Source organism: Methylobacterium sp. Leaf456 (genome assembly GCF_001425465.1).
GTDB lineage: Bacteria > Pseudomonadota > Alphaproteobacteria > Rhizobiales > Beijerinckiaceae > Methylobacterium.
Genome location: NZ_LMQV01000040.1, coordinates 75,031 through 96,629 on the forward strand (window position 1 = coordinate 75,031; position 21,599 = coordinate 96,629).

The window sequence follows — 21,599 nt, forward strand, 5'->3', positions numbered from 1 at the left end:
CAGGGCGCAGCCTTCGCGCCTAGAAGCCGCTATGCTCCCGCCCGTGTCCGCCGCAGCCCTCATCCAATCCGACCGAAATATCCTCGGCGTAGACGCCTCCGTGCTGGGGCGGCCCTGGCGCGAGCGTTGCGGCGATGCCGGGCTGCAGGCCTTCGCCACGACGATGACGCAAGCGCACGGCCTGCCGGACCTGCTCGCCCGCGTGCTCGCCGGGCGCGGCGTGCGGCCGGCGGAGGCGGAGGCCTATCTCGCGCCGCGCCTGCGCGACCTGATGCCGGACCCGTCCGTGCTGGTGGCGATGGAGGCGGCGGTGGAGCGCCTCGCGCACGCTGTGCGGACCCGCGAGCCGGTGGCGATCTTCGGCGATTACGACGTGGACGGCGCCGCGAGCGCGGCGCTGCTCGCCGAGTATCTGCGGGCGCTGGACGTGCCGGTGCGGATCCACATCCCGGACCGGATCACCGAAGGCTACGGCCCGAACGTCGCCGCCGTGACCGCGCTGGCGGAGGAGGGCGCAAAACTCCTCGTCTGCGTCGATTGCGGCACCGCCGGCCACGAGCCGCTGGCGGCGGCGGCGGGTCTCGGCCTCGACGTGATCGTGCTCGACCATCACGGCGCCCCCGAAGAGCTGCCGACGGCGCGGGCCGTGGTGAACCCCAACCGCCTCGACGACCTGTCCGGCCTCGGCCATCTCTGCGCGGCGGGCGTGGTGTTCATGACGCTGGTGGCGCTGGCGCGTCGGCTCAGGGGGGAGGGCGCCTTCGGGTCGGGCGAGGGGCCACGGCTCACCGATTCGCTCGATCTCGTGGCGCTCGCCACCATCGCCGACGTGGTGCCGCTGAAAGGTTTGAACCGCGCCTTCGTGGTCCAGGGGCTCGCGGTGATGCGCGCGCGCGGACGACCGGGTCTGGCCGCGCTCCTCGATGCGGCCGGGCTCAGCGAGCCGCCGGAATCGTGGCATCTCGGCTTCCTGCTCGGGCCCCGCATCAATGCGGGCGGGCGCATCGGCGATGCGGGATTGGGCGCCCGCCTCCTCACCAGCACGGACGCGATCGAGGCGCGCGGCATCGCCGCCGAACTCGACCGGCTCAACCGCGAGCGGCAGGCGATCGAAGCGGTCGCCGTGGCGGAAGCCGAAGCCGAGATGGACCGGAGGCTGACGCGCGATCCCGACCGGCCGGTGCTGGTCACCGCCTCGCCCGAATGGCATCCGGGCATCGTCGGGCTGATCGCCGCCCGGCTCAAGGAGCGGTTCGGCCGCCCGGCCTTCGCCTTCGCGGTCAAGCCCGACGGCACCGCGGTCGGCTCCGGCCGCTCGGTGGCGGGCGCCGACCTCGGCGCGGCGGTGCGGGCCGCGGTCGAGGATGGGCTGGCGATCAAGGGCGGAGGCCATGCCATGGCGGCGGGCGTGACGCTGGCGGCAAACCGGCTCGACGCCTTCGGGGCAGGGCTCGACCGGGTGCTGTCCGAGTCCGTCGCCCGCGCCCGCGCGGCGGAGGCCCTGCTCATCGACGGGACCGTGAGCGCGGGCGGGGCCACGGCGGAACTGGTGCGGCTGATCCAGCGGGCCGGGCCGTTCGGGCAAGGAGCGCCCGAGCCCGTGATGGCGCTGCCGCGCCACCGCCTCGTCGATGCGGCCATCGTCGGCAACGGCCATGTCCGCGCACGCTTCGCCAGCGGCGACGGCCAGACGCTCGGCGCCATCGCCTTTCGGGCGGCGCAAGCGCCCGTCGGCACGGCGCTGCTCGGCGGCATCGGCCGCACCTTCCACGCCGCCGGCACCCTTTCCTGCGACCGCTGGCGCGGGGCCGAGCGGGCGCAGTTGCGGATCTGCGATCTGGCGCCGTGCGGCTGAGGCCGTTTCGAACGATCGCCGCCGGGTTTCTCCTCCCCCTTGCGGGGAGGGGACAGCCGCGAAGAGGAAGGCGCCCCCCGAAACGGCACAAGCCCGAGGGGATGCACACACCTGGGGCCGGGCGAGAACTCTTGTTGACACCTGCCTGCGGCGTCACCATAAGGACGACGCCCGCTGCGGAGCGCCAGTCTCTGGCCCGCGGTGACAGCGGTTTGGGGGAATGTCCCGAGCGGCAAAGGGGGCGGACTGTAAATCCGCTGCGTAAGCTTCGTAGGTTCGAGTCCTACTTCCCCCACCAAACCCACCTATTCGGCTATGACGGTCGGACTGCGCCCCGGCGCCGCGGGATGAGTCTGCGCTCCCGAACCTGTTACCGGAATTCGCTGTTTATGGCGGCCGGCAAGATATAACTTTGTTGAATTTCCACGGCTGCGATGACGGCTAGGTTGCCGCGAATTCGTAAGGAAGCGTCGTGGTCAACCCTCTCGTTCGCAAGTTGGAGAACTTCGTCCGCCTCTCGCCGGAGGAGCGGAATTCCCTCGACCGCGTCATTCAGAACACGCGAAGGCTCGGGCCGCGGGAAGACGTGGTCCGCGACGGTGACCGGCCGCGCCACGTCAACCTGATCCTCGAAGGCTGGGCCTGCCGCTACAAGCAGTTGGAGGACGGGCGCCGCCAGGTGATCTCGATCTTCCTGCCCGGCGACATGTGCGATCCGCACGTCTTCGTCCTGAAGAACATGGACCACTCGCTCGGCACGCTCACCTCGTGCCTCGTCGCCGAGGTGTCGGAGGCCTCGATCCGCGAGGTGACCGCCGAGAGCCGCAGGCTCGAAGAGGCCCTGTGGTGGGAGATGCTGGTCCAGGCGGCGATCCAGCGGGAATGGACCGTCAGCCTCGGCCAGCGCCTCGCGACGGAGCGGCTCGGGCATCTCTTTTGCGAGCTGTTCAAGCGCCTCGAAGCGGTCGGTCTCACCAACGGCACCTCCTGCGAATTTCCGATCACCCAGGCCGACCTCGGCGACGCGATGGGGCTCTCGACGGTGCACATCAACCGCACCCTGAAGGAGTTGCGCGCCGCCGGGCTGATCCGCCTGCGCGGGCGCCAGCTGACGATTCCCGATTTCGCCGCGTTGCAATCCGCTTCCCTGTTCGATCCGTCCTATCTGCATCACGAGCGTGAAATCGCAGCGTCCGTAGTCGGCGACACTTGAGCCAGAGCGGGAGGGCCAGCCACATGCGCGCGAGGTGGATGGCGAGTCGATGACCCAGGACAATCAGGATCCGCGCATTGCGGAACTCGAGGCCGAGAACAGGCGCCTGCGCCGCTTCCTCGACGAGAAGGGCCTGCCCGCCGAGCAGCGCCACCAGGTCCGCAACACGCTGGCGATGCTGCGCGCGATCATCCGCCGCTCGGCCGAGACCGCGGACAGCGTCGAGACCTACGCCGCGCATCTCGACGGGCGGCTCGACGCCATCGCCCGCGTGCTCGGCGCGCTGATGCGCAGCGTGCCCGACGGCGTGGCGCTCCACGCGCTCATCGCCGACGAGTTGCTGGCCCATCTCGCCCGCGAGGGCGATCAATTCGCGATCTCCGGGGCGAACTTGCGCCTGCGCCCGGGCGCAGCCGAGATCGTCGCGCTGGCGATCCACGAACTCACCGTCAACGCCCTCGAACACGGCGCCCTGATGGTGCCGCACGGACGCATCGCGGTGACGTGGGCGGTGGTGCCGCCGGCAGTCGGCGGGCAGCTCACCTTCGTCTGGACCGAGACCGGACTGGACAACCTGCCGCCCGAACCGCCGCGCCGCGGCTTCGGCAGCGAGGTGCTGGAGCGCAGCCTGCGCTACGAGCTGAAGGCCGAGACCGACCTCGCCTACGCGCCGGGGGGCCTGCGCTGCACCATCACCCTGCCGCTGCCGCCTCAGATCAGGCTGGTTGAGGACGAGGAGTAAGGAGGCCGGCGTACCGAGGCGCGGGACAGCGCTGACGTTCTAACCCGATCTTGAGGCGTCCCAAGCGTGGCCGGGTAGCCGTGGCCGTCATCGACGGGTAGTTTACCGAACGATGCTTTTCTCGTGAGGCATCGGCCCCGCCGGAAGAGACGGACCCGCCCCATCGTATGACCGTCCGGAAGAACCGCCCCCTGCGTTCGCCCGTGATCGGTGGCGTGTTCCTCTCGGCCGTCCTCGCCGCGGGCCTACCGCAGCCGGCCGCTGCCTTCGATCTGTTCGGCCTGTTCGGCTCGGAAGAGGAGCCGCCCGCCCCGACGCAGGGCGCGCTGCCCTACAGCATCCGCATCACCGGCACCGACGATTCCGACGTCCTGACCGCCCTGCAGGACACCTCGACCCTCTACCGCCTGCGCCAGGAGGCTCCGCCGGACGGCGAGGGACTGGTGCGCCGGGCCGAGGCCGACCTGCGCCGTCTCACCGACGTGCTCTCCGGCTATGGCTACTACCAGGGCACGGTCTCGATCCGCATCGACGGCGTGCCTGTGACCGGCGAGGCCTCGCTCCTGGCCGCGGCGCGCGCGGCCGAAGGCTCGCGCGCCCGCGCCCTGGTGCCGGTGAAGATCGTCGTCGATCTCGGCCCCGCCTACACCGTCCGCTCCGTGCGCGCCCTCGATCCGCGAGGGCGTCCGTTCCCGGACGAGGTGCTGCCCGAGCGCTTCGTGCGCCCCGGCGACGACGTTCCGGCCCGCTCCGCCACCGTGCTGGCCCGCGAGGCGCGAATCGTCGATCGCTTCCGCGCGCTCGGCCATCCCTTCGCCAAGGCGGTCTCCCGCGATCCGGTGGTGGACGACGCCGCCCACGTCATGGACGTGACCTTCACCATCGATCCGGGCCCCAAGGCGGGGCTCGGAGAGGTCGCCGTGAAGGCGTCCGAGGGGATCGACCCGGCCGTCATCCGCTCCTTCATCTACACCGAGCCTGGCGATCCGTACTCGCCGAAGGCGGTCGCCGACATCCGCCGCTCCGTCGCCCGCCTCGAAGGGCTCGGCGCCGTGCGCGTGCGCGAGGGCGAGAGCCTGGACGCCGCCGGCAACCTGCCGATCTTCGTCGAGGTGAGCGAGCGCGAGCGCAACCTCATCGGCGTCTCGGCCCGCTACTCCACCGTCGATGGGCCGGGCATCCGCGCCTACTACGCCAACCGCAACCTGTTCGGCGGCATGGAGACGCTCCGGCTCGACGCCGACATCTACTATCTCGGCCTCGGCTACGATCCGTTCGCGCAGCAGCGCAAGGCCGCCGGCATCGACACCACGGGGCTGGGCGGGCGCGTGTCGGCGACCTTCGTCAAGCCGGCTTTGTGGGGCAGCCGCAACGATCTCCTCGCCAACCTCTTCGTCACCCGCGAGGTGCAACAGAGCTACTTCGTCGATGCCGCCGGGGCTTCGGTCGCCGTGCGTCACCGCTTCTCCGACACCTTCTCGGCGCAGGTCGGCCTCGACGGGCAGGTCGGCCGCTCGCAGGACGCGCTCGGCACGGTGAAATACCGGCTGATCGGCGTGCCGGTCTCGGTCACCTACGATTCGACCGACAACCTGCTCGACCCGACGCAGGGCTTCCGCTTCCAGGCCTCGGCCGCGCCCTATCCGGGCTTCCTCGGCTCGGACCCCGGCATCTTCGTCGCGAAAGCCCAGGGCTCGACCTATTACGCGCTCGACGAGGACGCCAATTACGTGCTCGCCGGTCGCGTCGGCTTCGGCTCGGTCTCCGGGGCACGGCTCGACGAGATCCCGGACAATTTCCGCTTCTTCGCGGGCGGCGGCGGCTCGGTGCGCGGCTTCGCCTTCCGCACGCTCGGGCCGCGCGGGCCGTTCAACCTGCCGATCGGCGGACGCAGCCTCCTGGAGGCGTCGATCGAGGCCCGCATCAAGGTCACGGACACCATCGGCATCGTGCCGTTCTTCGACGCCGGCACCGCCTTCGCCTCGACCCTGCCGGATTTCGATGAGCGTATCCGCAAGGCGGTGGGCCTCGGGCTCCGCTACTACACCGGCATCGGCCCGATCCGCGTGGACGTCGCCTTCCCGCTCGACCGGATCAAGGGATACCACGAGCGCCCGGTCGCCCTGTACATCAGTCTCGGACAGGCCTTCTGAATGGGATTCTTTTGTCGGGTTCGCGGCTTAGCCCTCCTCCCACAGCGGGGGAGCGGAGTTTTCGCGGCGCTCGCCGTGCTGGTCCTGCTCCTTGCCGCCACGCTGACACCCACCGACTTCCTCCGCGCCGCCGACGGCGAGAAGACCGTGCTCGGCGGCATCCTCTCCAAGGCGCTGTCCAGCGATTCCTCCCAGGTCTCCATCGGCGCGGTCGATGGTGCGCTCTCCTCCGACGCGACCATCCGCGATGTCGTCATCAGCGACGCGGACGGCCCCTGGCTGAAGCTCGACCGCGCCCGCCTCGCGTGGCGCCGCCTCGCCCTGCTGTCGGGCCGCCTCGAAGTCGACAGCCTCGAACTCGGCCGGCTCGAAGTGCTGCGCCGGCCCGTCCCCGGAATCCCCCCGGTCGATGCCGAGCCGCCGGACGGCTCGCTGCTGCCCGATCTCCCGGTCAAGGTCGAGATCAAGGCCTTCCGGCTCGCGGAACTCATCCTCGGCGAAACCGTCGCCGGCCAGCCGGCCCGCCTTTCGGCCGATGGCAAGGCTAAGCTCGGCAGCCCCTCGGAAGGTCTCGACCTCGCGGTGACGGCCCGGCGCCTCGACGCCGCCGGCCTGTTCGACGCCAAGCTGCTGTTCGTGCCGAAGGGCGAGCGGCTGGAACTGAAGGCCGCTCTGACCGAGCCCGAAGGCGGGCTGCTGTCGAAGGCCGCGAACCTCCCCGGCACGCCGCCGATCCAGTTCGACCTCGACGGCCGCGGCACGCTGGACAGCTTCAACGCCCGGCTCGATTTCGATGCCGGCCCCGAGATCGGCGCCAAGGGCGGCGCCCACCTGTCGCGCATCGGCAGCGACCGGCGCCTGAGCCTCGACCTCGCCTCGCGGATCGAAGGCCTCGTGCCGGGCCCGCTGGCGGCGATCTTTTCCGGCACGACCAAGCTCGACGGCGGGCTGGCGTTCGCCGATTCCGGCGCCTTCCGCATCGACCGGCTCGATCTGACCTCGCGCACCGCCCGCCTCGGGATCGGCGGCACGCTGAGCGCCGACCGCAAGGCCGATTTCCGCATCGAGGCCCGCGCGGTTCCGACCGAGGGCGGCGTGACCAAGGCCGCCGAGAGCGAGCTTCGGACGCTGGACTTCGACGGCAGCCTGAAAGGTCCGCTCACCGCCCCGCAGGTGAAGGGCGCCCTCAAGGCCGCGGGCCTGCGCACGAAGGGATCGACCCTGGAACGCGTCGAGGCGTTTCTCGCGGTCGAGCCGACCGGCACCGACAAGGCCCGCCGCTTCGCCATCAGCGCCGACGGCACCGTGGATGGCCTGTCGCTCGCCGACCCGGCGCTCCACCGGGCGATCGGCGAGCGGGCGAAGCTGACGCTGCGGGCCAATGCCGGCGCCGACGGCGTCGTCGATATCGCCGGTCTCACCCTCGACGCCGACACCGCCCGCGTCTCCTATGTCGGCAAGGTCGGCCAGAACACGCTCAGTGGCACGCTCCAGGCGGCGCTCACCGATCTCGCCGCCTTCTCCGGCCTCACGGGCCGCGATCTCGCCGGCCGTCTCGACGCCAAGGCGAGCTTAAGCGGCGACCCGGCCCGCAAGGCGCTTGCTGCCGACCTCGACCTGCGCAGCGGCGGGCTGGTGCTGGGCCAGGACGTGGCCGACCGCCTCGTCGGCCGCACCCCGTCCTTGAGGGGCCGGGTGTTCCAGACCTATGACGGCTACGGCTTCGACCGCCTGCTGTTCGAGGGCGCCGAACTCGTCGCCACGCTCCAGGGGCAGGCGACCGCCCGCAGCGCCGACGTGGCGGCCCGCCTCGACCTCAAGAACCTTTCCGCCCTCGACGCCCGGCTCACCGGAGCAGCGAGCGCCGACGCCCGGCTCACCGGATCGTTGCGCAAGCCCGACCTCACCGCGGCTTTGCGCGCCCCCGCGGCCCAGGCCGACGGCAAGCCGATCCAGGATCTGCGCCTCGACGCGACGCTCACCGACCTCACCGGTGCGCTCGACGGCACCGTGCGGCTCGCCGGCGACGTGGCCGGCAAGCCGCTCAAGGCCGACGCGCATGTCGCCCGGCCGAACAAGGCGGATTACGCCCTCGACCGCCTCGCCTTCGCGCTGGGCTCCGTCGCCATCGACGGCCGCGCCGTGGTCGATGCCAAGACCCTGCTGGGGGAGGGCGCCCTGACGGTGCGAGCCAGCGACCTCGCCGACCTCTCGGCTCTGGCGCTCGGCCGCATGGGCGGCAGCCTCGACGCCACCGTGACGCTGTCGCGCGAGGGCGGACGCCAGGACGCCGCGATCCGCGCGACCGGCGCCAACCTGCGCTACGATTCTTTTGGCCTTAACAAGCTCGACGCCGACCTCACCGGCCGCGATCTGCGCGCCCATCCGGTCCTCGACGGGCGGGCCAGCCTCGACCGGATCGTCGCCGCCGGCCAGACCATCGACACCGTGCGGCTCACCGCCGCCGGCACGGCGCAGGCGAGCGACCTCGTCCTCACGGCGCAGGCCCGCGGGTTCAACCTCGACGGCGCCGCCCGGCTGATCCCGGCCGAGCGCACCCGCGTCGAGATCGCCCGCTTCTCGGCCCAGCGCGGCGGGGATCGCCTCGCGCTGGCCGGCCCTGCCGCCATCACCCTCGACGACGGCTCGGCGCTGATCGAGAACTTAGTCATCGCCGCCGGCTCCGGCCGGGTCAGCGTCCAGGGCCGGGCGGGGCAAGACCTCGACCTCAAGGTCGGCATCCGCGCCCTGCCGCTGGCGCTCGCCCGCATCGCTTCCCCGAGCCTCGCGCTTTCCGGCACGGTCGAGGGCGACGCGGACGTGCGCGGCACCGCCGCCCGTCCCGAGGGCCGCTACGCGCTGAGCGTCGCCAAGCTGGTGACGCCGGAGACCCGCAAGGCCGGCCTGCCGCCGATCGATGCGCGGGCGAGCGGCACGCTCGCCGACGGCTCCGCGACCATCGACGGCCGCGTCTCCGCCGGTCGCGGCGCCGAGGTGACGGTGACCGGCGCGATTCCGGTCGAGCCCGGCGGCGCGCTCAACCTGAAGGCCCGCGGCAACCTCGACGCAGCGCTCGCCAACTCGCTGCTCAGCACCGGCGGCCAGCGCGTGGCCGGCCGCGTCGCGCTGGATGCCGGCGTCACCGGCACCATCGCGGCGCCGCGCGTCGAGGGCGCGGCGACGCTCTCGGGCGGCAGCCTCACCGATCCGCTCAACGGCATCCGCCTCACCGACATCGGCGGCCGCATCACCGGCCGCGGCGACGCGATCCAGATCGAGCGGATCACCGCCGCGACCCGCAACGGCGGGCGCATCGCCATCGACGGCCGCGTCGCGGTCGAGCCGGCCTCGGGCTTCCCCGGTTCGATCCGGATCACCGCGGAGAAGGCCGAGTTGGTGTCGAGCCCGCTGATGACCGCAGTGACGAGCCTCAACCTCGCGCTGTCCGGCCCGCTCGCCCGCACCCCGAAGGTGTCGGGCCGGGTCGATGTGGTCTCGATCGACGTGTCGGTGCCCGACCGGCTCCCGGCGACCGTCCAGCCGCTGCCCGGCATCCGCCACGTCAACACCACGCCCGAGATCCGCGCGCGGCTGGCCAAGCGCGGCGAGCGCAAGGCGCAGATCGCGGCCGCGAGCCGCAAGAAATCCGCGGCGCCGTTCGACGCCAGCCTCGACGTGCTGGTGAGCGCCCCGAACCGCATCTTCGTCCGCGGACGCGGCATCGACGCCGAACTCGGCGGGGAACTCCGCGTCACCGGCTCCTCGCGCGATCCCCGCGCCAACGGCGATTTCGAGATGCGGCGCGGGCGCCTCAGCCTCGTCGGCCAGCGGCTCGATTTCACCCGCGGGCGCATCGCGTTCGCCGGCGACCTCGCCCAGCCCGATCTCGACTTCGTCGCCGAGACCAAGGCCGGCGACGTCACCGCCCGCGTCGCCGTCAGCGGCCCGGCCTCGCAGCCGGTCTTCGCGCTGTCCTCCGATCCGAGCCTGCCGCAGGACGAGGTGCTGTCGCGCATCCTGTTCAAGAAGGCGGCGGGCGGGCTCTCGCCGTTCCAGGCGCTGCAACTGGCCCAAGCCGTGGCGCAGCTCTCCGGCGGGGCGGGCGGGCCGGACGTGTTCGAGGCCGCCCGCAAGGGGCTCGGCCTCGACAGCCTCGACGTCTCGACCGGGGCCAGCGGCGGCCCGGCGGTCGGCGCGTCGCGCTACATCAACGACCGCATCAGCGTCGGCGTGAAGGCCGGCGCCAAGCCCGCCGACACCGCCGCCACGATCAACTACGACGTCACCCGCCGGATCAAGCTCAACGGCGAGGCCGGCAGCGACGGCCGCACCGCGGTCGGCGTCGGCGCCGAGTGGGAGTGGTAGGAGGGCGTTCGGGCCTATCGCAGTTGGGATGAAGAGCGGTGCCAACGCGATATCGATGCGGTCTCAATGAAAGCACGCCGTCATTCCGGGGCGCCGAAGGCGAACCCGGAATCCACGACTGGCCGCAACCGCGCATCACAGGTGGATTCCGGGTTCCGCTGCGCGGCCCCGGAATGACGGTGGCGGATTCGGCGTGCCGACGATGAAGGACGCGCCGCCCAGGATGCGGGTCTTCCGCGACATCACCGTGGTGCCGACGCAGGGGCTGCGGCACGGGATGGGCCGATTGCCCGGTCGCCTCACCCGCGGCCTGTTTCGCGGCGGCCCGATCTGGCCGTTCTTCACGCTGCAAGTCCGCGCCCGCCATTGCCGCGGGCCGATCCCGTTCCCCTACGACTTGCGGCCCACGTCGGAGCCGGTGGTCCATCACAAGACGGCCGGCATCTGGTGCGGGCCGGCCTCCCCGCATTTCGGGCACATGATCGCGGATTTCGCCATGCGCCTGCCCGAGGCCGCGCACGCGGAGACCGACTGGCCGCTGGTCTTCAGCGTCGGGCCGGCGGCCCGGCCGGAGCCGACGCCGTTCTTCTGGGACATCCTTTCACATTTCGGGGTCCCGCCGGAGCAGGTCGTGCTGGTCGGCGAGGCGACGCATTTCGAAACACTCGCCGTGCCGCCGCAGGCCGAGCGCCTCGGCGGCACGGGCCCGAGCCGACGGCACCTCGATCGCATGGACGCGGTGGCGGCAGCCCTCGGGCCGCCCGGTGCGCCGATCCCTTGCCTGTTCGTGACGCGGGCCGGCCTCACCGACGGGCGGCTCGCCGCCGAGCCCTACCTCGCCGAGCGGCTCGAGGCGGCGGGCGTCACGGTGATGCGGCCGGAGGCTCTGCCGTTGCCGGAGCAGATCGACGCCTACCGGCGGGCCGAGCGGATCGTCTTCTCCGAAGGCTCGGCGGTGCACGCCCTGCAACTGCTCGGCCGCCTGCCGGCGCGCATCGCCATCCTCGTGCGCCGGCCGGGCCGACGCCTCGCCCGCGCGACGCTGCGCCCCCGCCTGGCCTCGCTCGCCTACTGGGATTGCACCCTCGACCAGATGACCGGCCGCAACCGCCACGGCCGCCCGCAATGGGACCGGGCGCTGACGCTGTTCGATCCGCGCGCGCTGATCGCGCGGCTTACGGATTTCGGCATCGACCTGTCGGCGCAATGGGACGAGCGCCGCTACCGCGCCGCGCTCCGCGACGACCTCGAACGCTGGATCGCCTACAACCACCTGCTGGATCATCACCCGAGCGGCCGGGCGGCGATCGCGCGGAATTTGGAACGGGTTCGGAGGCACTTCGAAGATTGAGCTTGCTCCCCCCTCTCCCCGCACGCGGGGAGAGGGGATGCGTACATCCTGGCGCGATCGAGCAGGCGCCGCCCTACGGCTCCTTGAAGCCGTATTCCGGCACGCCCTCGTCGTTGCCGTAATACTTGTACGGCAGGAATTTGCCCGAGAGATTCATCTTCACCCGGTCGCCCTTGTTGTTGGGCTCGCGCTCCATCGTCATGTTGAAATCGATCGCCGACATGATGCCGTCGCCGAATTCCTCCTGGATCAGCTCCTTCCACGTCGTGCCGTAGACCATCACCAGCTCGTAGAAGCGGTAGATCAGCGGGTCGGTCGGCGGCATCTGCGGAATCGAACCGCGATAGGGCGCCTCGTTGAGCATCCGCTCCTCGGCCTTCGACAGGCCGAACAGCTCCGCTGCCTTGGCGGCTTGCGCCTTGGGCAGCTTCATCTGGCCCATGCAGGCGGCGGTGATCAGGATCGGCGAGATCCCTCCGATCTCGTCTTGGATGTGCTTCCAGGTCCAACCCTTCTCGCGCTTGATGTCGAGCAGCTTCTTGGTGAGGTCTTCGCGCTTCATGGGGTCCCGTGTTCCTCGCTGTCGCGTGACACGGGACCGGCACGCAAGGCGCGCGCCAGACGGCTGCTTTTGCGGGCAGATGCGTTTCGAGACGGCGGTCTGCCCGAGACTTGAGCGTCAGCCGGTGGCCTCGCGGGAGCGAGCCAGCGGGCGTGCCTCCGAATTGGGCAGGGCTGCCGCCCGTTCCAGCGTCGCGACCGAGAGACGCCGGCCGCGCCCGCGCAGCGCGTGGTTGCCCAACCCTCGCGCCGAGATCCCCTTCGGCAGGCCCGGCAGGCGCGTGAGCAGATCCTCGGAGATCAGCATGTCGACGCCGAGCGGGCGGCACAGCGACTCGACCCGGGCGACGACGTTCACCGCGTCGCCGAAATAGGCGATCTTGTGCCGATCCACGCCCACTTCCGCCGTCACCACCGGGCCGCCATGCAGGCCCGCGCGCAGGCGTGGCACGGTGCCGAAGCGGGCCTCCCAGGCGGCGGCGTCGGCCTCGATCCGGTCGCGCACGGCGAACAGGCAGGCGACACAGCGCGCATCCTTCAGGCCGCGCTCCATCGGCCACGTGATCATGGCGAGGTCGCCGATATAGTCGTCGACCGAACCGTGGAAGCGACGTACCGGCTCGGCCATCGTCGCGAAGACCGCACTGAGATATTCCTGCGCCCGCAGGTCGCCGTGGGTCTCGGCGAAGGCGGTGGAGCCGACCACGTCGAGGAACAGGAAGATGCGCTCCTCCTCCACCGGGCGGTGGTAGCGCCCGACGAGGAAGTTGATGAAGACCTCGCCGCCGATGAGGTCGCGCATGCGGATCACGAAGACGAGCAGCGCCGAGACCGCGAGCGCGTAGGCCAGCACGCGGGGCGTCGTACGCACCGCTTCCACCAGCGGATCGGTGGTGAGCCCGAGCAGCCAGACGACGAGGCCGCCGAGCGCGTTGCCGGCCACGATCATCGCCACGTAGGAGAGTTCGGCCGCCACCACGTAGAAGCCGGCGGGCAGTTGGCGGATACGGGCCTGGAGGCCGGCGAGCAGCACGCCCCGGTCGAAGGCCAGCGCGGCGATGCCGACGCAGAGGCCGTAGGTGAAGCCCGCCGCGGGGCTCGCGCCGCCCGCGAAGATCACGTTGTAGAGCAGGCCCGCCCCGCCGGTGGCGAGCAGGATCAGGAACCAGAACCAGCGATGGTGCGGCAGCATCAGGCGCGGCTCCGGCGTCCGGCGGGGGGCACGCCCGGCCCGCGCGCGGGGGCCTGGAGGCCGCTGCGGCTGCGGTCGGGCAGGGGGGAGGACACGGAGGCTCCTTCTCTCGCGACGGGCGGCGCGACCGCCCGTGCCATCCAAGGCTCATGCCCGCAACATGGCGCGAATGTGGCAAGCGATCATGCCGGTGCGACGCCCGGCACCCGCGGGTGAGAGTCGCCCCGACCCTCGGGACGATCCGGAAGCGGTCGGCCTACTCGCCCACCCCGAACAGCTTTTCCAGAAAGTTGCGGTCGTCCTGGCTCGGTCCCTGGCCGCGCCCGGTCGGCCGCGGCGGGGGCGGTACGGAGGCGGTGCGGTCGGGCTCGCCGATGAGCGCGCCGATCAGGCCGCCGGGGCCCTCGCGCTCGCCCGCATTCGCCACCTGGGGCCGGGGGCGCCAGCGGTTGATGCCCGGCAGGCCGACCGGCTTGTCGGCCTTGAGCGCGACGCTCATGTAGGTCTTCCAGATCTCGGCGGGCAGGCTGCCGCCCGAGGCCTTCTTGGTCGGCTCGCCGTCGTCGTTGCCGAGCCAGATTCCGGTCACCAGCGTGCCCGAATAGCCGATGAACCACGCATCGCGGAAATCCTGGCTGGTGCCGGTTTTCCCTGCGAGTTCCCAGCCCGCGATGTCGGCTTTCTTCGCCGTGCCCATGGTGAACACGTCGTGCATCATGGCGTTCATCATGCCGACGGCGTTCGGATCGATGACGCGGCCGAGCCCGCCTTCGCCGCGCTTGTACAGCACCTTGCCGCCCGCCGACTTGATGCTGGCGATGACGTAGGGGATCACCCCGGTGCCGCCGTTGGCGAAGGCGCAATAGGCGCCGACCATCTCCAGCGGCGTCACCTCGGAGGTGCCGAGCGCGATCGAGCCGTTGGCCTGGAGCGGCGAGGAGATGCCGAGACGCTGAGCCGTCTGCACCACGGCTTTCGGGCCGACCTCCTGGCCGAGCCGTACGGCCACCGTGTTGAGCGACTGCGCCAGCGCCTCGCGCAAGGTCACCGCGCCGCTGTAGCTGTGGGAGTAGTTCTCCGGCGCCCAGTTGCCGATGCGCACGGGTGCGTCGTCGCGCACCGTGTCGGGCGTCAGCCCCTTCTCGACCGCGGCGAGGTAGACGAACGGCTTGAACGAGGAGCCCGGCTGGCGCTTGGCGGTCGTCGCGCGGTTGAACTGGCTCTGCGCGTAGTCGCGCCCGCCGATCAGCGCGCGGATCGCCCCGTCCGGCCGCATCGAGACCAGCGCCCCCTGCGCGACGTTGTAGCGGGCGCCCTTGGCGTTCAGCTCGTCGGTGAGCGCGCGCTCGCCGGTCGCCTGCAGGCCGGCATCGACGGTGGTGGAGACGACGATGTCGTCCTCGAACTTCGGCAGGAAGTCGTCGAGCACGTCCATCACGAGGTCGGCGACGTAGTTCGGCGAGCCGCCGCCGCGGGTCGAGGCGGGCCGCGCGGGCTGGGCCAAGGCGACCTTCACGTCGGGGGCCTTGGCGAAGCCCAGTTCCTCCATGGCGGCGAGCACGTGGGCGGCGCGGGCCTGCGCGGCCTTGAGGTTGCGGTTGGGCGCGAGCCGCGACGGCGCCTGGACGAGGCCGCCGAGCATCGCGGCTTCCGCCAGCGTCACGTTCTTGGCGGGCTTGCCGAAATAGCGCTGGGCGGCCGCCTCGACGCCGTAGGCGCCGGCACCGAAATAGACGCGGTTGAGGTAGAGTTCGAGGATCTCGTCCTTCGAGTATTTGTGCTCCAGCCACAGCGCCAGGATCGCCTCCTGGATCTTTCGCGAGGCGGACCGCTCCGGGGTGAGGAACAGGTTTTTCGCGAGCTGCTGCGTCAGCGTCGAGCCGCCCTGCGCCAGCCCGCGCCGGGTCAGGTTCTGGGTGATGGCGCGGGCGATGCCGACCGGATCGACGCCGAAATGGTCGTAGAAGCGCCGGTCCTCGATCGCCACGAAGGCGCGCGGCAGGTAGGGCGGCAGCTCCTTGATCGAGACGACGCGCCCGCCGGTCTCGCCGCGGTTGGCCAGCAGCGAGCCGTCGCTGGCCAGGATCGCGATGTTGGGCGGACGCTTCGGGACAGCCAACTGATCGATCGGGGGCAGTTGCGAGGCGTGGTAGGCGATGAGGCCGGCCAGCGCGATGACGCCCCAGATGCCGAGCACGACCACGCCGTGGACGATCCGCCCGAGCCAGGAGCGCCGCCGCCGCGGCGGCTTGCCCCCGCCGCCGGACGACTTGCGCCGGGCCGTCGCGCGCGGGGCCGAGGCTTTGGCGCTGCCCTGGCGCGTGCCGCCGCCGGTGCGGTCGCCGCGCGACAGGCGCACGTCGAGGCGCGCCGGATCGCTCCCTTCCGGGATGTCGAAGCTCGGTTCGCTGCGGGGTTTGCGTCCGCCAGTCTTCGCCATGCGATCCATGCGTGGGGCAAAGCGATCTCAACGAGATCGCGTCCCCGCTTCCATTCCGGGTGGGCGGACCATCGCCTCGCGGCGGAGCGGTTCCGTCGTCGTTTCCGCAGCCTAAATGCGGCGGGTTTAAGGGGGTGTTAACCGAACCGGACCGGGGCGATCAGCGCCCATGGGCCGGCAGGAGCCGGCGGCCGATCTCCCGCGGGGGTTCGAGGTCGGCGAGCGCGTCGTGGTGCAGCAGCCGCACGCCGGTGGTGCCGGCGAGCTTGCGCGCGGCCGGCGTGAAGCCGGCATTCGAGACGACGGCCGCCATGTCGGCCGACCAGTGCAGGGCGGCCGCGGCGGCCTCCTGCACCGCGGCGTTGCCCACGGGGCGGCCGTAGCGCTTGCACTGGATCACGAGGCGGAATCCGTCGCGCTCGGCGATCACGTCGCAGCCCTGGTCGCCGCTGGCCTGCGTCGGCCGCGCCCGCCAGCCGGCCTGCTGCAACAGCTCGGCGCAGTACCGCTCGTAGGCGATGCCGTCCTCCGGGCTGTCGTCGGTCTCGGGCAGGGCGTGGCGGCGGGCGACCCGCTCGACGATCTCCGCCATCTCCTCGAATCGCGCCTCGGCGTAATCGGAAAAACCGCGCGCCTCGATCCGCGGCATCAGGGTACGCTCGACGAAGTAGTCGCGCTCCCGCAGCCAGCCGTCCTCGATGGTGTTGCCGTAGGCGTCGACGAAGCGCTCCTGGCGCCGCCGCAAGGCCAGGGTCTCGGCATGCCGACGGCTGACGCGGCGCACGAGGGCACGGAAGCGCCGCGGCCGGTCGAGGCGGTGGATCAGGATCGCGAGGCAGGCCGCCCCCGTGGCTGCGAACGCGGGCGCGCCGTACCAGAAGCCGGCGGACGAGCCGGCGACGAGCGTCCAGAACAGGCGGACGGCAGTGGGCGACCGGCCGGACATCGGGGCTCCTGACGGGAGCCGGGCGCGCGGCCCGGCGGAAGCCGCGACTCTTGGGGGCAAGGGTTGCCCGACCTCTAACGGGCCGGGCCGATGGGGTAGGGTGCGCCAGGATCGCCTGTGGACAGAAGACGAGCGATCAGCCCTCGCTGGCGGCCGTCTTCGCCTTGCCCGGCCATTTGCGGCGCTGCTGGCCCAGCCCCATCGTCCGGGCGAGTTCGGAACGGGTCTGGGCGTAGCTTGGCGCGACCATGGGGTAATCGTCGGGCAGGTTCCAGCGGGCGCGGTACTCGTCGGGGGAGAGGTTGTAGCGCGTGCGCAGATGGCGCTTGAGCGACTTGAACTTCTTCCCGTCCTCCAGGCAGACCAGATAATCCTGCTGGATCGAGCGCTTGACCGAGACCGCGGGCGTCAGCGCCGGCGTTTCCGGCTCGGCGGCGCGGCTCGCGAGGGCGGCGAGCGCCCCGTGGACCGCCACGATCAAGCCCGGAAGCTCGCCGGCCGCCAGGGAATTGTGCCCGACGAAAGCTGCCACGATGTCGACGGTGAGCGACACATAGCCGTCGTCGAGGCCGTCCTCCAGAGACATCCGCAGCAACCCTCCAGTTCGAGCACACGAACGCCGTCTTCAGCCGGCGTCATCAGGACGACGCGGCCGTTGACGGAGACGAAGTCACTGCATGATTGCTTGATGACTTAAACGTCGTTTGCGCCGCTCGCAAGCTGGATTTCTCACAACGGGGTGTATTCAATCATATCGGCCGAACGGCATAATCCGCCGGTTCTAAAACGGGCTCTTGCGGGTCGAAGGCTTAGGCTTTGCCGAAGGTCGTCGCGGGCGCCAGTGCCACTGTCGCGCCCGGCGATGCCTTTGCTTGTTTTTTGTAATGCCAAACGGGCTAATGTCACTCTTTTAGGCAATTGGAACAATGCCGCATCGGCTTTCTCCGACAGACCGACTCCCACCTCGTCGGATCGTTGCTCAGTGACCGGACTTGTCGCGCGGCCCGTACGACTTGAAGCGCTCGACCGTCTCGGCGACCTCGGCATCCGACAGCACGACCGGCGCGCCGACCTGCAGGGCGAGGGCATATTGGCGGCACAAGGCCTCGACCTCGACGGCGAGCCACAGCGCCTTGGCGAGGTTCGGCCCCGTGGCGATCATGCCGTGGTTGGCTAGCAGACACGCGCTGCGCCGGTCGAGCGCGCGGAGCGCATGCTCGGAAAGCGCCTGCGTGCCGTAGGGCGCGTAAGGGGCGCAGCGGATGTTCGGCCCGCCCGCCATGGCGATCATGTAATGCACCGCCGGGATCTCGCGCCCGCAGATCGCGAAGGCGGTGGCGTAGGGCGGGTGGGCATGCACCACGGCGCCGATCTCGGGCCGGGCCGCGAGGATGTCGCGGTGGAACCGCCATTCGGAGGAGGGCGCGAGCGGGTGGTCGTAGCCCCCGTCCATGTCCATCGCCACGAGATCGTCCGGGCCGAGCTGCTCGGCCGGAATCCCTGAGGGCGTGACGAGGAGGCCGCCCCCCCAGCGCACCGAGACGTTGCCGGACGTGCCCTGGCTCAGCCCGGTGGTGAGCAGGCTGCGCATGGCCTCGACGATGGCTTGGCGGGTCGCGAAGGGGGCCACGTGCGTCTCCGTTTTGCTCGCGATTAACGGTGGTGGAAGCGATCCGGGCCGGGAACCTCTCCGTTCAGGTCCCGTTAGGTCGGCGATCGATAGCTTGGCCCCATAACAAATATTCAGGGGAGCGTACGATGCAAAACGCGTGGATGAGCCTGGTCGATCTGGCCGATGCGCGCGGAATTTCGGTGATCGAGGCCCGCGCGCTGGCCGATCGCGAGCATTGGCCGAAAGTGTTCCGGCTTCACGAAACCTTCGTGCTGGCCCCGAGCTGCGGCACCTGATCCTGCGGGCTTGCCGGTGCCAACGCACCGCCGGATGGTGTAACCCCTCGCCGAGCGTCCCAACGGCTGGCGAGCGATGAGCACCTACCGATTCGATGCCCTGCTCGCCCCCCGCCGGATCGCCGTGGTGGGGGCGGGCGACCGCCCCGGCTCGGTCGGGCGCGCCATCATCGACGGCCTGCGGGCCGGCGGCTTCACCGGAGAGGTGGTGCCAGTCCATCCCCGCGAGGCCAGCGTCGACGGCCTGCCCTGCGTCCCCCGCATCGCCGACCTTCCTGCGGCCCCCGACCTCGTGATGATCGCGACGCCGCCTTTCGCGGTGCCGGACATCGTCGAGGAGGCCGGCCGCGTCGGCGCCGCGGCGGCGGTGGTGCTCTCGGCCCATCTCGGCCACGGCGAGGCCGCCCCGCTCAGTGCCGCCCGCGCCTCGGCCCGGCGCCACGGCCTGCGCCTGATCGGGCCCGACAGCGTCGGCCTGAGCGTGCCGGCGCACGGCCTCAACGCCACCCTGCTGGCCCGCCCGCCCGCGCCCGGCGACCTCGCGCTGATCTCGCAATCCGGCACCGTAGCCTCGGCCATCGCCGAATGGGCGGGGCGGCGCGGCGTCGGCTTCTCGGCGGTGATGACGCTCGGCCGCTCGGCCGACGTGGACGTCGCCGACTGCCTCGACCATTTCGCCGAGGACTTTCGGACGCGCGCCATCATCCTCTCGCTCCACCACGTCGCCGATGCCCGCAAATTCCTGAGCGCGGCCCGCGCCGCCGCGCGCGCCAAGCCGGTGGTGGTCCTGCGCACCGGCCGTCATGACGGCCCGGACCATGCGCCCAAGACCCACACGGGAGCGCTGGCTCGGCCCGGCGCCGTCTACGAGGCCGCCTTCCGGCGGGCGGGCATCCTCACCGTGGACGGCCTCGACGCGATGTTCTCGGCGGTCGAGACGCTCGGGCGCCAACGCCCGTTTCCGGGCAAGCGGCTGATGATCGTCTCGAACGGGCGCGGCATCGGGGCGCTCGCCGCCGACACCCTGGCGGATCGCGGCGGAGCGCTCTGCGCACCCTCCGACGAGACCCTATCGAAGCTCGACCCGGTGCGGCACGGATCGCACGCCAACCCGCTGGATCTCGGCATCGACGCGCTGCCGCGCGACTTCGCCCGCGCCCTCGAACCCCTGCTCGCCGACCGCGGCAGCGACGCGCTCCTGGCGATCCACGTCCCCACCGCGCGGGCCGGGGCGCAGGACGTCGCCAAGACCGTCACCGACACGGTGGCGACGGGCCGGGCCGCCGGGCGGCGCAAGCCCGTCTTCGCCGTCTCGATCGGCGAGGACGAGGCGATCCGCGCGATCTACGGGCGGGCCAAGATCCCGCTCTTCGCGACCGACGCCGACGCGGTCGAAGGCTTTTTGCATCTCGTGCGCTATCGCGAGGCGCAGGACGATTTGATGCGAACGCCCGATTCCCTGCCGCGCGACTTCTCACCCGATGTCGCCGCCGCCCGCGGGATCGTCGAGGCTGCCCTGTCCGAGGGCAAGAGCTGGCTCGATCCGGCCTCGGTCGCGGCGCTGCTCGCCGCCTACCGCATCGACTCGGTGCCGAGCACGCTCGCCCCCGATCCCGACGGCGCGGCCGCCGCCGCGTGGCCGCTGATCGCGGCCGGCGACACGGTGGCGCTCAAGCTCGTCTCGCCGGACGTGGTGCACAAGTCCGAGGTCGGCGGCGTGCGCCTCGGCCTCACCTCCGAGGCCGACGTGCGCGAAGCCGCGACCGCCATGATCGCGCGGGTGCGGACGATGCAGCCGGAGGCCCGCATCGCGGGCTTCGCCGTGCAGCCGACGGTGCGTCGCGCCCAGGCGCGGGAGCTGATCGCGGGGCTCGCCGAGGACCCGGTCTTCGGCCCCGTCGTGGTGTTCGGCCGCGGCGGCACCGCGGTCGAGGTCATCGACGACCGGGCTCTGTCCCTGCCGCCGCTCGACCTCGCTCTGGCGCAAGAACTGATCGGCCGCACCCGCGTCTCCCGGCGGCTCGCGGCCTACCGCGACGTGCCCGCCGCCGACTCGGACGCCATCGCGCTGACCCTGGTGAAGCTGGCGCAGCTCGCCGCCGACCTGCCCGCCGTGCGCGAACTCGACATCAACCCGCTCTTGGCCGACGCGGACGGCGTCGTCGCGCTCGACGCGCGGGTGCGGGTCGAGGCCGAGACCGGTGCCGGAAAAAGCCGCGGCAACTGGCATCCGCGCTTCGCGATCCGGCCCTATCCGATCGAGTGGGAGCGGCGGATGGTGGCGGGCGACCGGCGCGTGCTGGTTCGCCCGGTGCGGCCGGAGGACGAGGGGCTATTCCACGCCTTCTTTGGGCAGGTGGACCCGGAGGACGTGCGCCTGCGCTTCTTCGCCCCCGTGCGCGAGTTCAGCCATGCCTTCCTCGCCCGGCTGACCCAGCTCGACTATTCCCGCGCCATCGCCTTCGTGGCGACCGAGGAGGGCGCGGACGAGGCCCGGCGCATGCTGGGCGCGGTGCGCCTGCACGCCGACGCCAACCACGATCGCGGCGAGTTCGCGATCCTCGTGCGCTCCGACATCAAGGGCACCGGGCTCGGGATCGCGCTGATGCGGATGATGATCGACTGGGCGCGGGCCGAGGGCATCGCTTGCGTCGAGGGCGACGTGCTGTCCGAGAACCGGCCGATGCGCGTGGTCTGCCGTCATCTCGGCTTCGAGGAGCGCCCCGCACCGGACGAGCCGGGCCTGATCAAGGTCAAGCTCCGCGTCGCCGGATAGTCCGGTTTCGAAAGGACAAGTCCTTTCGCGGGTCCAGGACGGAGCCCTGGTCGGCAAAGCCATCCTCAGGGCTCCGCCCCGAGACCCCGCCAAAGGA

The 21,599-nt window shown here is 71.5% G+C and carries 14 protein-coding genes and 1 tRNA gene; 9 read left to right on the forward strand and 6 right to left on the reverse strand.

The window, feature by feature from the left end:
* Positions 1–31 precede the first annotated feature (31 nt).
* The 7 genes from recJ (at position 32) to ASG52_RS17560 (ending at position 11,679) form a co-directional block, all read left to right on the forward strand.
* Positions 32–1,855: a single-stranded-DNA-specific exonuclease RecJ gene (gene recJ / locus ASG52_RS17530; RefSeq protein WP_056246029.1), complete on the forward strand. Its 1,824-nt coding sequence runs from the start codon at positions 32–34 to the stop codon at positions 1,853–1,855.
* Positions 1,856–2,069: 214 nt separating this feature from the next.
* Positions 2,070–2,153 (forward strand) — tRNA-Tyr (locus ASG52_RS17535).
* Between the two features lie 174 nt (positions 2,154–2,327).
* On the forward strand, positions 2,328–3,068 hold the full coding sequence (locus ASG52_RS17540; RefSeq protein ID WP_056246031.1) for a Crp/Fnr family transcriptional regulator: 741 nt from the start codon (positions 2,328–2,330) through the stop codon (positions 3,066–3,068).
* A 49-nt stretch (positions 3,069–3,117) separates the two neighbouring features.
* The gene (locus tag ASG52_RS17545) at positions 3,118–3,810 is read left to right on the forward strand and encodes a sensor histidine kinase (protein ID WP_056246034.1); all 693 of its coding nucleotides are present in this window, start codon (positions 3,118–3,120) and stop codon (positions 3,808–3,810) included.
* Positions 3,811–3,977: 167 nt separating this feature from the next.
* Positions 3,978–5,963, forward strand: coding sequence for an autotransporter assembly complex protein TamA (locus ASG52_RS17550; RefSeq protein WP_056246037.1), 1,986 nt, complete (start codon positions 3,978–3,980; stop codon positions 5,961–5,963).
* Positions 5,964–10,328: a translocation/assembly module TamB domain-containing protein gene (locus tag ASG52_RS17555; protein ID WP_056246039.1), complete on the forward strand. Its 4,365-nt coding sequence runs from the start codon at positions 5,964–5,966 to the stop codon at positions 10,326–10,328.
* Between the two features lie 202 nt (positions 10,329–10,530).
* Complete coding sequence (locus ASG52_RS17560; RefSeq protein ID WP_082552622.1) at positions 10,531–11,679, forward strand: glycosyltransferase 61 family protein; 1,149 nt, start codon at positions 10,531–10,533, stop codon at positions 11,677–11,679.
* Between the two features lie 73 nt (positions 11,680–11,752).
* On the opposite strand, the gene cynS is transcribed toward ASG52_RS17560, so the two are convergent.
* The 6 genes from cynS to ASG52_RS17590 form a co-directional block, all read right to left on the reverse strand.
* Positions 11,753–12,241 (reverse strand): cyanase, encoded by a 489-nt coding sequence (gene cynS / locus ASG52_RS17565; protein WP_056246046.1) that lies wholly within the window; start codon positions 12,239–12,241, stop codon positions 11,753–11,755.
* Between the two features lie 117 nt (positions 12,242–12,358).
* Positions 12,359–13,432 (reverse strand): adenylate/guanylate cyclase domain-containing protein, encoded by a 1,074-nt coding sequence (locus ASG52_RS17570; RefSeq protein ID WP_056246048.1) that lies wholly within the window; start codon positions 13,430–13,432, stop codon positions 12,359–12,361.
* A 256-nt stretch (positions 13,433–13,688) separates the two neighbouring features.
* Positions 13,689–15,872 (reverse strand): transglycosylase domain-containing protein, encoded by a 2,184-nt coding sequence (locus ASG52_RS17575; RefSeq protein WP_056246564.1) that lies wholly within the window; start codon positions 15,870–15,872, stop codon positions 13,689–13,691.
* Between the two features lie 160 nt (positions 15,873–16,032).
* Entirely contained in the window at positions 16,033–16,818 is a 786-nt protein-coding gene (locus ASG52_RS17580) for a restriction endonuclease (protein ID WP_056246052.1), read from the reverse strand.
* 136 nt (positions 16,819–16,954) lie between these two features.
* On the reverse strand, positions 16,955–17,404 hold the full coding sequence (locus ASG52_RS17585) for a Ros/MucR family transcriptional regulator (protein ID WP_056246054.1): 450 nt from the start codon (positions 17,402–17,404) through the stop codon (positions 16,955–16,957).
* Positions 17,405–17,797: 393 nt separating this feature from the next.
* Positions 17,798–18,448, reverse strand: a complete 651-nt coding sequence (locus tag ASG52_RS17590; protein ID WP_156384019.1) for a class II aldolase/adducin family protein — start codon at positions 18,446–18,448, stop codon at positions 17,798–17,800.
* 143 nt (positions 18,449–18,591) lie between these two features.
* Between ASG52_RS17590 and ASG52_RS28440 the strand changes: the two genes are divergently transcribed.
* Entirely contained in the window at positions 18,592–18,726 is a 135-nt protein-coding gene (locus ASG52_RS28440) for a hypothetical protein (RefSeq protein ID WP_286159091.1), read from the forward strand.
* A gap of 76 nt (positions 18,727–18,802) precedes the next feature.
* Positions 18,803–21,502 carry a bifunctional acetate--CoA ligase family protein/GNAT family N-acetyltransferase gene (locus ASG52_RS17595; protein ID WP_056246057.1) on the forward strand — a complete coding sequence of 900 codons (2,700 nt, stop codon included), beginning with the start codon at positions 18,803–18,805 and terminating at the stop codon, positions 21,500–21,502.
* The last annotated feature ends 97 nt before the right edge of the window (positions 21,503–21,599 follow it).

Excerpts from the sequence above, each read along its gene's own strand:
- ASG52_RS17595 (WP_056246057.1), top strand. The coding sequence starts at position 18,803 with ATGAGCACCTACCGATTCGATGCCCTGCTCGCCCCCCGCCGGATCGCC.
- recJ (WP_056246029.1), top strand. The coding sequence starts at position 32 with ATGCTCCCGCCCGTGTCCGCCGCAGCCCTCATCCAATCCGACCGAAAT.
- ASG52_RS17545 (WP_056246034.1), top strand. The coding sequence starts at position 3,118 with ATGACCCAGGACAATCAGGATCCGCGCATTGCGGAACTCGAGGCCGAG.
- ASG52_RS17580 (WP_056246052.1), bottom strand. The coding sequence starts at position 16,818 with ATGTCCGGCCGGTCGCCCACTGCCGTCCGCCTGTTCTGGACGCTCGTC.
- ASG52_RS17550 (WP_056246037.1), top strand. The coding sequence starts at position 3,978 with ATGACCGTCCGGAAGAACCGCCCCCTGCGTTCGCCCGTGATCGGTGGC.
- ASG52_RS17555 (WP_056246039.1), top strand. The coding sequence starts at position 5,964 with ATGGGATTCTTTTGTCGGGTTCGCGGCTTAGCCCTCCTCCCACAGCGG.
- ASG52_RS17560 (WP_082552622.1), top strand. The coding sequence starts at position 10,531 with ATGAAGGACGCGCCGCCCAGGATGCGGGTCTTCCGCGACATCACCGTG.
- ASG52_RS17585 (WP_056246054.1), bottom strand. The coding sequence starts at position 17,404 with ATGTCTCTGGAGGACGGCCTCGACGACGGCTATGTGTCGCTCACCGTC.
- ASG52_RS28440 (WP_286159091.1), top strand. The coding sequence starts at position 18,592 with ATGAGCCTGGTCGATCTGGCCGATGCGCGCGGAATTTCGGTGATCGAG.
- cynS (WP_056246046.1), bottom strand. The coding sequence starts at position 12,241 with ATGAAGCGCGAAGACCTCACCAAGAAGCTGCTCGACATCAAGCGCGAG.
- ASG52_RS17575 (WP_056246564.1), bottom strand. The coding sequence starts at position 15,872 with ATGGCGAAGACTGGCGGACGCAAACCCCGCAGCGAACCGAGCTTCGAC.
- ASG52_RS17570 (WP_056246048.1), bottom strand. The coding sequence starts at position 13,432 with ATGCTGCCGCACCATCGCTGGTTCTGGTTCCTGATCCTGCTCGCCACC.